At 41.4% G+C, this 14,556-nt stretch carries 14 protein-coding genes; all 14 read right to left on the bottom strand.

What is annotated here, in order from left to right:
* Window positions 1–73: 73 nt before the first annotated feature.
* The gene (locus tag CW734_RS00335; protein WP_101188996.1) at window positions 74–289 is read right to left on the bottom strand and encodes a hypothetical protein; all 216 of its coding nucleotides are present in this window, start codon (window positions 287–289) and stop codon (window positions 74–76) included.
* Complete coding sequence (locus CW734_RS00330) at window positions 267–896, bottom strand: DUF3990 domain-containing protein (RefSeq protein WP_101188995.1); 630 nt, start codon at window positions 894–896, stop codon at window positions 267–269. Before CW734_RS00330 ends, CW734_RS00335 begins: the two co-directional genes overlap by 23 nt.
* 126 nt (window positions 897–1,022) lie before the next feature.
* Complete coding sequence (locus tag CW734_RS00325; RefSeq protein WP_219621351.1) at window positions 1,023–2,084, bottom strand: DUF6094 domain-containing protein; 1,062 nt, start codon at window positions 2,082–2,084, stop codon at window positions 1,023–1,025.
* 61 nt (window positions 2,085–2,145) lie between these two features.
* Window positions 2,146–2,568: a DUF3846 domain-containing protein gene (locus tag CW734_RS00320; protein ID WP_101188994.1), complete on the bottom strand. Its 423-nt coding sequence runs from the start codon at window positions 2,566–2,568 to the stop codon at window positions 2,146–2,148.
* Window positions 2,565–2,966, bottom strand: coding sequence for a hypothetical protein (locus CW734_RS00315; protein ID WP_101188993.1), 402 nt, complete (start codon window positions 2,964–2,966; stop codon window positions 2,565–2,567). The genes CW734_RS00320 and CW734_RS00315 overlap by 4 nt, the downstream gene beginning before the upstream one ends.
* On the bottom strand, window positions 2,963–3,931 hold the full coding sequence (locus CW734_RS00310) for a DUF3846 domain-containing protein (RefSeq protein WP_157824093.1): 969 nt from the start codon (window positions 3,929–3,931) through the stop codon (window positions 2,963–2,965). The genes CW734_RS00315 and CW734_RS00310 overlap by 4 nt, the downstream gene beginning before the upstream one ends.
* Window positions 3,858–4,328, bottom strand: coding sequence for a single-stranded DNA-binding protein (gene ssb, locus CW734_RS00305; RefSeq protein WP_101188991.1), 471 nt, complete (start codon window positions 4,326–4,328; stop codon window positions 3,858–3,860). Before ssb ends, CW734_RS00310 begins: the two co-directional genes overlap by 74 nt.
* A gap of 61 nt (window positions 4,329–4,389) precedes the next feature.
* Window positions 4,390–4,788: a DUF6018 family natural product bioysynthesis protein gene (locus tag CW734_RS00300; RefSeq protein ID WP_101188990.1), complete on the bottom strand. Its 399-nt coding sequence runs from the start codon at window positions 4,786–4,788 to the stop codon at window positions 4,390–4,392.
* A 318-nt stretch (window positions 4,789–5,106) separates the two neighbouring features.
* A complete protein-coding gene (locus tag CW734_RS00295) occupies window positions 5,107–5,358 on the bottom strand; it encodes a hypothetical protein (protein ID WP_101188989.1) in 252 nt (83 codons plus the stop codon).
* Between the two features lie 36 nt (window positions 5,359–5,394).
* Window positions 5,395–5,931: a hypothetical protein gene (locus CW734_RS00290; protein ID WP_101188988.1), complete on the bottom strand. Its 537-nt coding sequence runs from the start codon at window positions 5,929–5,931 to the stop codon at window positions 5,395–5,397.
* A 305-nt stretch (window positions 5,932–6,236) separates the two neighbouring features.
* Window positions 6,237–6,554, bottom strand: a complete 318-nt coding sequence (locus tag CW734_RS00285) for a hypothetical protein (protein WP_101188987.1) — start codon at window positions 6,552–6,554, stop codon at window positions 6,237–6,239.
* A gap of 222 nt (window positions 6,555–6,776) precedes the next feature.
* Window positions 6,777–11,546 (bottom strand): PKD domain-containing protein, encoded by a 4,770-nt coding sequence (locus tag CW734_RS00280; RefSeq protein ID WP_101188986.1) that lies wholly within the window; start codon window positions 11,544–11,546, stop codon window positions 6,777–6,779.
* Between the two features lie 15 nt (window positions 11,547–11,561).
* Window positions 11,562–13,535: a cell wall-binding repeat-containing protein gene (locus CW734_RS00275; protein ID WP_101188985.1), complete on the bottom strand. Its 1,974-nt coding sequence runs from the start codon at window positions 13,533–13,535 to the stop codon at window positions 11,562–11,564.
* Between the two features lie 94 nt (window positions 13,536–13,629).
* Window positions 13,630–14,556 (bottom strand): M23 family metallopeptidase, encoded by a 927-nt coding sequence (locus tag CW734_RS00270; protein ID WP_219621350.1) that lies wholly within the window; start codon window positions 14,554–14,556, stop codon window positions 13,630–13,632.

The following is a 14,556-nucleotide window of genomic DNA, read 5'->3' as shown; positions in this document are numbered from 1 at the left end:
CCCTCCATTATTTCATTGAAATACTTTAATCCACAAAAAAAAGCAGGCATAAATCTGCCCGCTTTTTTATTGATTATTTAAGGTTACTTACAATTTCTCTTGCAAGCCATGAAGGCCCTTTGTGTGCAAAGGCAGAGTTTTCGATATCAACATTAGCCATTACCCGCTGAGAAATTTTAGCTGCTTCTTCTCTTGTAAGAGACTTCTTTTGTCGATGTGCAAAATACACCAGGGAATCTTCCAAATCTTTCGCTAAGCGCTCGCGGTCATTTATCGTTGCGGTAATCATTAATATCTAACTCCTTTCCTCCGTCTACTTCATAGGCGTTTGTCATTGTAAGTATATCACAAATTTCTTGCCTATGAATAGATACTTGTCTTTTGCTATTACGAGTTTTTTGGATTTCAGTTATAACCTCTTCTTTACTTAATTCCCCATCCCTAAATTGTGAAACTAGTAAAGTCGGTATGGTGTCGCTCATAACGCCGTACACTAAAGGATAATCGTGAACTAATCCCTCCAAGGCGCGTATTCGGTTTTCTGTAACAAAAGAAGCGAATTCACGATCGAATTTATCGAGAACCTTTAACTCTCCATTTTCCCAATAGTGATAGGGTGTAAAGCCGAATTCGATTATCACCGGTTCTAACTGATCAGAAGATAAGAACTCTTCCGTCCCCTCTTTTTTCAAGACATTGATCTGGTTGGTAATGAAGTTTTCGGCCATTTGATGTTCGGGCGCTAAGTAAAAGCCTGGACCAAAGTCTAATTCACTTCCCAATCCAACATCAAATTTAACACCTTGGCTCATTATTTTTTTGAATCCATCTTTTGTTGTTCCATGATACCATTGCGTTCTCTGGAGGATTTTTTTTGTTTTTTCTCTTATTTCCATTTTTAAGGCCACCTCGACTTTCTTCTCATCACTAATTGAGCCATAAATTATTTGGGTTGTCCAACAAAGCTAAAATAAAAGAGCAACGTAGACGCCGCTCTTCTATAATTATTGATAGTTGACTCATTAGACCAGTTTTTTCACTACGCCTTGTGGCGTTATGATTTTAACTGATACCTCCCGTTTAGTCCTCGACTTGGTAATATTCGTATGTTCAGTCGATTCCTCGGTAATCACTTTAGAAACCTTCTCCATGCCCTGTACAGCGTGAAGATCATCGCCAGTGCCAATTAGACCATTAACCGCTCCAGACGCAAGCAACAGGGCCATCTGTCCTTGAGCGATATTGATAATCGGTTCACCGCCAATGGTTAGTTTTTTTGGCTTGGTTCTTTCCTGGAAAGCAGCAAACCCTTTATTGCCTTTGATCATTGAAATGAATTCACTTTTCTTTTCAATTCTCGAATAAAAGGTTGCCACTACCGGCTTAGCAGCTGGAACTTGCAGCGGTTCAATCTTTGCGGCAAGTTGCTCAACTGTCGTTACCTGGTCCATTACAAAGTCTTCGCTCGAGCAAGCGGTAAGATGCTCGAACATTTCTTTGTTGATGGCCTTTCGTGTTTCTTTCTTTTTGCGGCCAATGAAGATACATTGGCGAAAATCCGGATAATCTTGGTCCGTAAATCGCGTCAAATGGGATTCTTCAAAGTTCGAAGATAGAAACCTAGCTATTTTTTTATCACTGAAACGATACGATGGAATGATGTACATTACAACGCCGCCTGGGGCCAAATAACGCGTTCCTCGAACCAATTCCGTATATTCTTTCCGCTCGGACTGTTCATCGCCATAGCCGACCATTGTGTGATCATATGGAGGGTTCAGAAAAACGAAGCCAAAAGCATCATTGGAAATGACCATTGATTCGATTGGTGCCTCTACCGCTACATCTAAGTGCTCTGCAGCAATTTGGGCTCTCCGCTTATCCAACTCCACGCCATACGTTTTCACTGTGAAATCTCTTTCAGTACGATCTTCTGCTAGTTGTTGAAGAATCTTTCCTTCCCCACAAGTAGGATCTAAAACGGCTGTATCAGTCGTAAAGCTCAACAGCTGCCGCAGGTATTCCCCTTGTCGTGTCGGTGTAGCAAAAAATCCCGCTTTTAGTTTATTTCCAATTTGGCTCATAGTCATTAGTCCTCTCTTGTTCACATTAGCGCTCGGTAGCCATGTGAAGCTCATTTATTTTTTATATAGATTCTCCCAAAGCTTCGCCAAGTATCCGGAGCGGTTCAATCATTTTGCAATGAAATCCTCCAGGATGTAGGTGCATGATTTTTAACCCACTCGGCATCGTCATGACATGAAAAGTAGCATCCAAATGTTTTTTCTGCTCTCGGGTTAGAGGAATCGGATCTCCACATTCATCTCGGCCCGCAACAAACACATTCCCATAAACAGGATGTACATCATCGTCAAAGCTCAAAAACAAGTTGAGTGGAAGATTCTCCAGTTCAGTGATCAAACCATCATTCAAGTGCAAATCGATTCCCATCGACAACGGAATGACATCTGCTCGACCGCCGACAAAGACGTTCATCTCATGCTCGTTTTGCAGGGTAACTTCAGTCCACTGATTGTCGTTAGTTACTTTAGCAAGAAAGCGACTCATGACCTCACCCCCACATTTGATCTTGGAGCGGCATTCACGTCTATAATCTTGTAGAATTCCGCTTCATTTTTTACGCTGGTCAGTAAATGCGCACGTAACCAATCCACTTGTTCATTGCTCATGCTGATACAATTCCCAAGTTTGTCGGTCGTTGCAAAAAACGCATTACCAAAAATCAGACGCTTTTTCTCTCCGTTTTGAATAACCAGGCTAAGATTGTCCACGCTGGCTTTTTCATACTGTTTTTCGTTAATCCAGATATCGATACCCTCGGCCAACTCCAATCGCTCCAAATGGCCATCCACAAAAAACTCTCGTCTTTCAAGAGTCGGAAGTGGCCAGTCATTGAATGTCATCGCTCCTGGTCGGATGGTTAGAAACCCTTGTAGATAGCTCATTCGAAGGCCCCCTTTTCTGGCTTAATCACAATTTCATAAGGGTCAAAAACCATAAAGAGTTTACCTTCGCCGCTGACTACTAGTTCCGTTCTGTCTTGAATCCATTTCATTTTTTCAGCGGATAAGGAAGTCGTTTCGCCTTTCTCATTCGTTGCTGCGAAATAAACGGATCCGAATATCTTTTGTGTTCTTCCACTCTTTTGTATCAAACAAAGATTCAACGTATCAGGTGAAGAGATAAACAGAAACTCGTCGTTTACACCCAAATCAATGCCATTCGGCAATTCGATGTACTCTATATTCCCATCTACATAAATCTGCTTTTCTTTGAGTGAAGGCAACGACACCAACTCGAATCCTGGATCTTGTGGTTGTCTAGCAAGAAACTGAGCTTCTGTTTTTACAGGTGCAATTTCTTCCACCAAAAACGGATTGATCTTCATAACCAATTGGCCGGCCGGCGTTTGCACAAGTTCAGAATGGCTATTAAGCCACTTCACTTGTTCAGCACTCAAAGGCTTTAAGCTCTTATTTTTGCCGACAGCTGCCAAAAGAACAGTTTTGAAAAATGGTTGTGAATCTCCATCATCTTCGACAATGGCTGCACTAAATGTCTCGGGAGTTCCATCAAATTGGGCTTGTTCAGAATAGATCAATTGAAGACCCATTGGGAGTTCATACTCTTGCAGGCGTTCTCCTACCACTCGCGTCAATTCTTTTTCGTTTTTAATCTCCACTTCTGTCCATCCTAGTTCCATTTCTTTTCTCATTAAAAAAGTTGTCATGTTAATAGCTCCCTTCGTTCCTATTGGAACGGTGATTTTTGAAAATAAAAAAAGGAGAAACCGCATTTCTGCAGTTGCTCCTTTTACTCTTATGGTTGTCAGAATCTCAAAACGGCAGATCGTCGTCTGAGACTTCAAATTTTCCGCTGCCATTGCTATAGGAACCATTGTTAGCTCCACTATAGGAATGCTCTTGCGAACGATTTGATTGATTTGACTGCCCACCATTTGTATTCGATTCTCTCTGACTCGATTTACCGCGAGGTTCCAGGAATTGAACGCTGTCCGCGACAACTTCTGTAGTGAAGACTCGCTTCCCATCTTGTCCTTCATAACTGCCGGTTTGAATTCTTCCTTCAACACCTGCAAGGTGACCTTTTTTAAGAAAGTTTGCAGCATTCTCAGCTTGTTTGCGCCAAACGGTCACATTAATAAAATCTGCTTCTTTATCTCCAGCAGATTTTGTGAAATTGCGATTGACTGCCAAAGTGAAACGTGCAACGGCTACGCCTGATGGTGTATAGCGAAGATCCGGATCTTTTGTAAGTCTTCCTACTAAAACTACGCGATTTATCATGGTATGTTCCCCTCTCAGTGAGCCACTCCGTAGATGTGGACTTATGCACTTTTAAATAAATTTACTTTCCGTGGTTAAATTGAGCTTCTTCCTCTTCATCATCAAGAACAAAGAAATATTCCATGATTTTTTGAAGCAAGCTCTTTTTCTTGTGTACCGCTCCCTGAAAGCTCCAGTGTCGATCTCCAGCTAAGCGCCACATAATACGATTATCTCCATAAGAGAAAGCCATATCATTTACCATCTGAATTGCTTGTTCACGAGCATCCTCTTGATTGTCACAACGAAGTCCGTAATGGCGGATTTTTCCGTCAGAAGTATTGATTTCCATTCGAAAAGTCCGCAAGCTACAATCTTTCAGTTTTGATGAAGAAAATGCTCCTTTTTTCTCTTTGGAATCGACCGAATTTTGGACAAGTGTAAATGGATTCGGCTTCACCCTTTTTTGAATGTTGTTCATAAAATACACCCTTTCCTAATGGTTTTTCACTTATTTTTCTTTTAAAAGAAAACGCAAAAAAGCCCCTGGAATGATTAGTCATCATAGCAAAAAGCTATGTGTCAAAATCAGCCCAGAGGCTTGTTAGAGTCATCACCGTCAGAACGTGTAACGTTCGACAAAATTAAAAAGAAAAATAAGTATAGTTAAATTATAGCCTACCTATTGTTAAGAATCAAAACAATTTGAAGAAAATTCAAGAGATTTCTATCTCCTTATTGTACTCAAAAATAAAAGAGCATCGACTTTTGGTCGATACTCTATTATTACCACTTCTAGTCAAGTTACTTCCTCTCCACAATCTTCACATGTTGCAATTTCTTCATTATCCCAAAGTGTATTCATATACTCTTTCTTCTCGTGATTACAGTGCTGCAGAAGCTCTATCAGACCATTAATCTGCTCTTGAGATAAATTACCGCAAGCTGATTCCCCGCTTTCGTTTATACGAATCACATGGATTCGTTCTCCGTCATTAAAGAGTTGAAGCGTCTCGAACTTGCTCAATTGTATATTCACTGATTTTCCCACTAAAATTCCTCCCTTTATCTATTCATAGATAAGCAATTAAGCCAATGCTCTCTCTTTACGGTTTCTCTTCTCTGCTGCCGGCAACAAGGCGAGCAATGGGTCTGCAATTCGATTGATTTTGGTAATCGAATCGTGTAGCGAGCCGATTGTAAATCGACGATTTCTCATTTGGAAATTTACTTCTCCGTTTTTTAACAGGACAATGCCCACGCCTTCCATTTCGTAAAGACCGGGCATACTACAATCTCTGTAGCGTGTCTCTTTGGCCAACTGAATTAATTGTTGCTGTTTCAGACTGGAAGAGATAGTACATTCAACTCCGGTGATCATGGGATCAAGTTTTCCAGCGAGGTTATTAAAAACAAATTCGAAAACTTCGCTGCATCCTTCATAATAAAAACGATAGCCGTTGGTTTCTCTTCCTGGACTTGAAAAGGGCACAATTTCTAAAGAGTTTTTCTTGTGACTCCATGTAAGAGTATTGCTGCGCGTTCTCATAAAGTGCTTTTTCTCTAAAATCTGAAATAGTCGTTCTGTGGCTTCATTAAAGAAACAAGTTACTTTAAATCGCATCAGAATACCTCCCCTTAAACAAAACAGCCTCTTTTACTCTACAAACGTAAGTTGGTACCGAAATCAAATTGGCACTCATATTCTACACCCTTTCCTAAAGCTTTTTTTACGCTATTTTTGAACGAAAAAAAGCCTTTGGGTTGATTGGTCGCACAGCAAAAATGCTATGGTTCAAATCAGCCCAAAGGCTTGTTAGTTCATCTCCGTCGGAGCGGTGGCGCTCGACATTATAATAGAATCAAAAATAGGTATAACCAAATTCTATCAATATTGGAGATGTTCTGCAATAACGTTCGTTTCCTTCTTTAGCTTTCAGGAAACAGGAAAAAACTATACTCGTCAGTTTCGGCCAAATCTACGAGTATTGTAAAGCGTTTATGCGTGACTTCTTTGAGAATCGTATCGTTGGGTAATTCCAAGTAGATTGAGGGGCTGGCTTCGACGGGGTTTTCGTAGAGTTTAGAAACGACCGTTTTAACGTTTTGGCGGCGTGAATCTCCAATTGGCTGATTCTTTTCAATAACCAGACTAGCAAATAAGAAAAGCTCTTTCCCACCACTGTCAGTCGGCACAATATTCTTTGTCCGCGTGTAAAAGTATTTTTCTATTTGATATGTCTGCATAGGATAACCTACTTTCAAGCAATGTAATATTTTGGGAAACAAGAAGACGGATGGTGTTTTATAAGTTATTATAGTCTATAAAATCAAGAAATATAAGTAGTCCTATAGATTTACTTTTTCTATCTATACAGGGAATATATTCCTTGTTTCATCATCTCACACTATGACCTGATAATAAAGTGAAAAAAGGCATTGCTAATGAATTATTAGCAATGCCTTTTATTAATTCGATCGGTAGAAGTCAAACGCTCCGTATACATCACTCACGATGTTTATAGATACCCTAGTTTGTTTAACCACTCCGTTTTCCCATTCTGCTTCAAATACAAAGTATGCCATGCCAGGGGCCAAATGTTCGTCCGGATCCCCCGTCAATTTCTCATATATTTCTTTTTCATACACAGGGTGTGTCCGTACTTCCATTGGAGAAGAAAGCGTCAAGAGATTGCCGGTAATTTGTTCTCCAGCGAAGCTTACCGTTACTTTTTCTATCGGATGGTCCGTTACGACCGCTTCCGTTAAGAAACGCTCTCCTGCATAAAACTGCTCTGGCGTATGCCCTGCCTCATCATGGATAGCTTGCCATTCTGCTGTATGATTCACGAACCCTTCTATTTCTAGGGGGCTGGCTTCGAAGTTAACAGTGGCCGTTCCTTCACCATCGTTGCTGTCGATTGCTCTTACACGAACATCATACGTCTGCGGAGCAGCTACGAAAGCATGTCTGAGCGTATCACCAGAAGCTACATCCTCTACTTTGTGAATTTCTTGCCAAACACCGTTTCTATTTTCTTCAAAAACGACTGTCATAGCATCGCCATCCAAATCAGTAGGCTTGGCTGTAAGAGTTACCGTATCGCCTTCATAAATCGTTTCTGGCGCATAAGCTAACGTGACCTCCGGCGGCGTATTGAGAACCGTCAAAGCTTTGATCAACGGTGTTGAGGCACTTCCATCTGAAGTAATGAGACGAATATTCCACTTTCCAATCTGATCAAATTCATGGGACGGCGTTTTCTCTTTGGAAAAGTCGGTCCATGTATTTGTTCCAGGCTTTTGATAAGCCCATTGGTACGTGAGTTCATCTTCATCCGGATCGGAAGAAGTGTTGCCGAATGTTACTTCGGTGTTTGTGTAAACAGTGGTTGGATTCCACGTGAAAGCTGTTACGGGTGGTCTATTCCCTACCGAGATTTCTTTTTCGGTAGAATGAGAAGCCGCTCCGTCATTTGCTGTTAACCGAACCTTCCACTGTCCTTTTTTGTCGAATACTTGTGCCGGCTCAATCTCTTTCGAGAAATCTACCCACGTTGTAGTTCCAGGTTCTTGATAAGCCCACTCATATGTTAGATCATCTCCATCAATATCATTCGAAGTGTTTTCAAACGTTACAGAGGTGTCGATATGAATGGTTTCTGGATTCCAAGAGAAGGCTGCTGCAGGCGGTCTATTTTGGACCGTCAGCGATTTAATAATGGAATCAGTTCCCGCTCCATCAGAAACGATAAGCCGGATGTTCAAATCGCCTTTCTTTTTGAAAAGTTGCTTCGGATTCTCGATTTGTGAGAAGTCTGTCCAGGTAGATGTTCCAGGCTCTTGATAAGCCCATGAGTAGCTGAGATCATCGTTGTCCGGATCTGTGGAAGCATCTTCAAAAGTTACGCTCGTATCATTGTAAATGGTGGAAGGGTTCCAATTGAAATCTGCTTTTGGACCACGGTTTTCAACATCCAATGCTTTCGTTTCAGAATGAGTCGAAGATCCATCAGAAACGGTCAATCGAATATTCCAACGTCCCTTCTTATCGAAAACTCTAGAAGGCTGTTCAGCTGTTGAGAAGTCGATCCATGAACTGCTTTCAGGTTCCTGGTAAGCCCATTGATAAGTAAGCGAGTCTTCATCTACATCCGAAGAGTTGTTGATAAAATCTACTTTTGTATTATTGAAGATTGTCGTTGGATTCCAATTGAAACTCGCAAGTGGCGGTCTATTTTGAACCGTCAGCGATTTCGTAACTGAATGTTCTAACGCCCCGTCAGATACCGTTAACCGAATGTTCCAGTCCCCTTTTTTATTAAAGACTTGTGATGGGGATTTCTCAGAAGAAAACTCAACCCAATCAGATGTGCCTGGTTCTTGATAAGCCCATTGATGCGTTAATGTATCTCCATCTACATCACTTGAAGCATCCGTGAACGTTACTGAAGTGTCATTATAGATAGTCGATGGATTCCAATCAAAGTTTGCGACTGGCGGTCGATTATCAACTGACAAAACCTTAGTCACTGATTTAGATTCTTCTCCATCGCTTGCTGTGAGCCTCACATTCCAGCTGCCCTTTTTATCTAAAGCCATAGAAGGATTTTCCGCTGTTGAAAGGTCTATCCACGTTGTTGCTCCTGGCTCTTGATAAGCCCATTGATAAGTAAGTGTATCTTTATCGAGATCGCTCGATTTATTTTCGAAAGCAACTGTCGTCCCCTTGAAGATAGTGGATGGATTCCACTCAAAGTCCGGTACAGGAGCTCTGTTTACAACCCAAAATTCATTGGTGACTGTTGTCGAAGCATAAGGGTCTGAAACAATAAGTCGAAGATGCCACAAACCTTTAATTGGGAAATCTCGCACAGGATTTTCTTCTGTCGAAAAATCAACCCAAATTCTAGATCTCGGCTCCTGATATGACCATTGATAAGTCAATTCGTCGCCATCTGAATCGCTCGCATTGCTAAACAACTCAACTGTCGTATCGTTATAGATTGTCGCAGGATCATAAGTGATTTCAGCGGCTGGCGGCGAGTTAAGAATCGATAACGGTTTGTAAGAACTTGAAAGAGTATCTCCGTATCGGTTAAGGATACTAATTCTGTATCGATAATCTCCGCTGCTACTAAGCTGCGTGGTTAATGTCGGTGCAAACATTGCATCGGTTGCTTCATACACCACATTTCCGCTCGAATCGATTATTTCTGCTCTATAACTTTCATAGGATGCCTTTTGATATTTGCTGTTTGTGAAAGTAATTGTTTCACCAGGTTTGTATTCAGTTTTGTCAGCTTGCATACTTGGAACTCTCATATCAACAACATCAAATTCTGAAGACATCGTGTTGTTCGAGTGAAGAAACTCTGTCTGCAGACCATCAACGTTAGCACTGAATGTAACTTGATATTTCCCTTCCTCTTGCGGAGTGAAAGGGAAATTCATCTGGCCTTCAACTCCAGTTGAAGGAAGTTGGAAAAGATAAGGTCTTTCAGACTCTGTAACATTCTTTCGTTCGGTGCTATATTTGTGGTCTTCTACAGAAAATGGTGTGCGAATCAGCGAAGAAGGAATGGATATATCCTGGCCTGTATCGAGGTTTTTCATTTGAATACCTGCCTTTTGATCGTTTTGTCCGCCAAAGTCTGTATAGACGGAGTAATCAAAAGAACCAATATTCATAAAGTCACCTCGGATATCAATTGCTGGAATACTAGAACTGTAATAATTGTATCGTTTGTTGTTTAAGGTAGATGATGTTCCGCCGTAACCAACTTCTCTAATCGCGTCTATTACATAGTCAGGGCGGCCCTTCCATCCTTCTAAAGCAGTTTCAGTACCCGCGAACAGATGATTATCAGCCCCGACCAAAGTGAGCACTTCTTCTCCTGAACCCACTTGAGTGTATTCAGTTGAAGTTGCACTCTCATCGGGACGATACCAATTTATTTTCTTCATTGTTTTTGGGTCTAAGGCATAAACTCTTCCTCTTTCATCGCCAAAATAGAGTGTTCCACTAAGGAAAATTGGTTGAGTGGTAATGGCTGCATCATGCACATATGTCGTTTTTGTAGAAATGGAAGGGTTAGCAATATTTATTTTTGATATTGTCCCCAACCCCGCTCCTTTCGAACTGTCTTTGGTTGACATGAAAGCAGAGCCATCATGGAGTAAAACTCCACCAACTGAGTCATAACCTCTCGTTTGACTATCCCCGGCATATAGCCAAGGATTCGTGAAATCCGTAACTTTATTTACACCATTTTTGCTATGGAAGTACACTCGTCCCGATCTATCGACAGCAACAATTGTTCCAGTCGTTTCATCGTATGCACCCGCTTTAGGAATACCTGAACGATATTCAATTCTTGTATCAGGGGCATTTACAGTAAACTCGCCTAACGTTCTATCGTACTTACTGCTGTCGCTCCAAATTAACCCGTGTCCTCTACCTTCCGGACTGTCGGAGAATGCCATAAATCCATCGGATCGTGAGGGCAATGAGATAAGCCCAGAGTATTTATCACCAGCAGCGTAATTTGGAACTTCGTCCAAATCGTAGTACCAATCCCGCTTCATATCAACTGAATTCATATGGTGTAATTTTGTATCGGAAGCAAATGCCTCTCCAAACCGAACCAGTGTACCGGAATATTGACCAGTTGCAGTATGATGACGAATTGCACCACCGTAATATTTACTCGTTCCGTTTGCGTTGGCTGGAGAAAACACAAAGCTTCGTTGAGCCTCGGTTGAATCTAATCCGATTCCTTTCATTCTGCCCATGAAACCGCTACTAGTACCAAAAAAGATACCTTCGCCGCCATACACATCAGCGATTCTGGCGTTCGAAGTTACACTTCCATATGATGAAGGGAATGCCTGATAAAAAGGATTCCCTACTTCATATTCCGTGTCAGAAACTTCACCAGTTTGGTTAGAAACGCCATAAATAGCGTTTCCAGAGCCCATTAGAAGCCGGTAAGAAGTGATTACTAAACCTTGCTCAACCGGCACCCTAGAATAAAATGTTTGCCGAGGGTCAAGCGTCCAAGAATCACTTAAAGGCGGCAACACTGTCTGATCTTTAAAATTGTTGGAACCAGCGTTGTCTGCGTAAGGAGAATTAGCTCCATTACCATAGACACGTTCTGCCGAAGCCTTTGAAGGCTCAAATAGCAGCATAACCACCATAACTACAGATAGAAAGCCGATGAAATATTTCTTCATGTACCTCCCACCTTCTTAAAACTCGCTTTCGAGCGATTTAGGCAAAGGAAGAGTCCCGCCCATGAGATAAATGGATTTGTTATTTTCTTTTATCCACTTCAAGTTAGCTGGGGAGATTTCTTTGTCGCTCGTAAGAATTACCGGCATATCATTTCTATATGCGAACGCGCTTCCGGATAAAGCGTCAGGGAATTGCCACCCATTAGCGATTCCGACAGCTGAAACATTAGGATAGTATTCTTTCGCAACAGCTAAGCTCGTTTCTGTTCTTTTACTTCCACTAACCCGATTAACAGTGTAGCCCTCTGCTTTTAGATAATCCTCAATTGGGCTACCTACTGCATATGTTCCGCCGATGATAGTAATCGTTTCGATATTAGACTCTTCGAGATAAGCAAGAACAGTATCTGGAAGTTTCTCTTGTTTCTTGGTCATCAGAATCGGCTGGTTAAGTTTAGCGGAAACTGGCGCAATGGAAAGTGCATCAGCAAAGTTAAAGCCATCGACCAAAAAGATTTCAGATGGATCAGCATTCACTTCTTTTGCCACTTCGATTGCTGTCTCGATTCTTGTATCTCCGTAAATTCGTTGTGTTGAAATTTTATGTCCTTTTAAGCTATCCACCATTTTTTCGGAAACAACAGAATCTGAACCTAGAATTAGGACTTTTCCATCCGGTTTCAGCATACGAGCAATGTCTTTTGTTGCTGCATCCATTACTGATTTACGTTCATTTACAAGTACAATCGTGCCGTTTTTAGAGTTAGTTAAAGCCCCACCAGCCAAAGCATCAGGGAAGTTTCTTCCGCTCGCTACAATTACATGGTCAAGCGATCCATCAGAAACATCTTGATTCATCAATTTGTTTGTGTGGTAGCGGTCATCTCCACCAAACCGCTCAATAGTTTGCTCGACAGGCTCTTCCGGCTCGGCAGGCGGGTCAGCAGGTTCTTCCGGTTCAGCCGGTGGTTCGACTGGGTCAGTTGGAGGGTCTACTGGGTCAGTTGGTGGTTCTGGCTCGGTTGGTGGTTCTACCGGATCTGTTCCATTAGAAGTGAATGAAATTTTGAATTCATAATTTTCGTCATAGAAATCGGAGTTTTGTAAGTTAAGTAGATATACGCCAGTCAACTCTTCATTGTCCACCTCTAAATCAATTGTGAAAGTTTGGTCGGGTATTCCCGCTACCGCTTTTGAATAAAGAGTTGTCCACGTACCATCCTGCTTTTCGGCCTCAATACTATAGGTGATATAAGCATCTCTATGTGTCCATTTCTCAAACTCGTAATCGGAGTAATGAATTTCAGCTTTAAGCTGTCCCTGAGAAGTAGCTTTGATACCAAAGATGTCTCTGCGGTCATATTCATTTGACCAAGTAGTTTTAATTAATTTGTTTGTTTCGACAAGCGCATATTCTACGTTATCGTTCAGTGGTTCAAATACATCATTGGGTTCGTGAGGGTTATCTCCTGCAGGATTGGCTTTGTATTCTAGATTTACGATGTAATTCGGATTTTTCGTTTTAGAGTAGGACGCATAGTAAAATTCCTTGCCTGTATATTTTCCATGCTCTTGCTCGTACTCGAAGATCTCTACAACGTCGTCTTTCTGTTCATCGTAAACATAAATCATGCCCCTTCCAGTGTCTTGAAGAGTCTTCCATGACATATTCCCTCTTTCATCAGGGAGCGTGATTTTCCACCAATCCACTGTGCTCAAACTTTCTTCGACTCCGACCAGCGAAATAACACGTTTCGTTTTTTCGCTATCTGCATAGGATGCCGGCATTAGGATTTCTTTCGCTTGTCTCCAATCGTCATTTGGCTCAGCTTCACACACATAGCGTGTCGTGCCATCTTCATATACCTCTTGGCCATCTTCACATTTGTAATCCCACGCTAATTCATTTGCATTGGATTGAATTGGAGCCATAACTCCACTTGCAGCTAGCGTTAAAGTGAGCACACCTGATTTAATCGATTTTTTCATGATAACTTCCCCCTTTTGAATATAGATAATATAACGTTATCTACTTATATTATAACATTAAAAATGTGCCTAAGTATACATTTTTTACGTTTTTTCACATATAATACTGACTATTTGCATAGAAAAGGAGCGGGTCGTAAGGTACTCCGTCAATTCTAATCTCAAAATGCAAATGCGGGCCTGTGGAATTTCCGGTATTTCCGACTGTCCCAATGACATTGCCGGGGCTTACCTGATCACCAGCTGCGGACTGAATTCTATGTAAATGAGCATATCGAGTTTCGATTCCATCGCTGTGCTTGATGACAACGACATTGCCGTAACCGTTAATAAATCCAGCAAACTTGACTTCGCCTTCCATCGCTGGCGTTACTGGCGTGTCTAGCACTCCACCATCTGCAATATCGATGCCGGCATGGAGCTTATAAACGCCTGTATAGGGGTTTGTTCTCATTCCAAATTCAGATGTAACTCGATTTGTATATGGAACGGGCCATGAAAAGCCTTGAGCGTTTGGTACGCCCATCGCAACATCACCGATACTTGGTTGCTGTATCACTTCGCCATTTGGCTTATAAGAATAACTTGCAACCTGTACAAATGATTTATCGGCATTATTCGCATAATATGAATTCTGTTTTGTCTTAATAAATGCCAATAATGTGGGAGAATCAATATCCTCTGAAAAATCGGCATTTGATGCTGAGAACTCTTGAGGAAACTCTTCTACTGTGTCTTCATCGAAGAAATGCATTTCTACTATTTCATAATCAGTTGAGGATAAACGGGAGTTTTTCTCGAAGCTATTACGAAAAGTCGTCATTGCTTTTGACTGATCAAAAATGATCTTCCCACTGGCCAATTCTTCCTCCACGATTTCCAAAGCAGCATCATGTGCCGCTATCTCTAAATCTTCTTTTAAATAATGAAGTGTTTGGGCCTTCGTTTGTAAATCATGATTCATCACCATGCCGCTTACAGCAATAAAAACAATGAAGACCATTCGCAAGACTACTTCCAC

Source organism: Planococcus sp. MB-3u-03 (assembly GCF_002833405.1).
GTDB lineage: Bacteria > Bacillota > Bacilli > Bacillales_A > Planococcaceae > Planococcus.
This window is presented reverse-complemented; position numbering and strand designations above follow the sequence as displayed.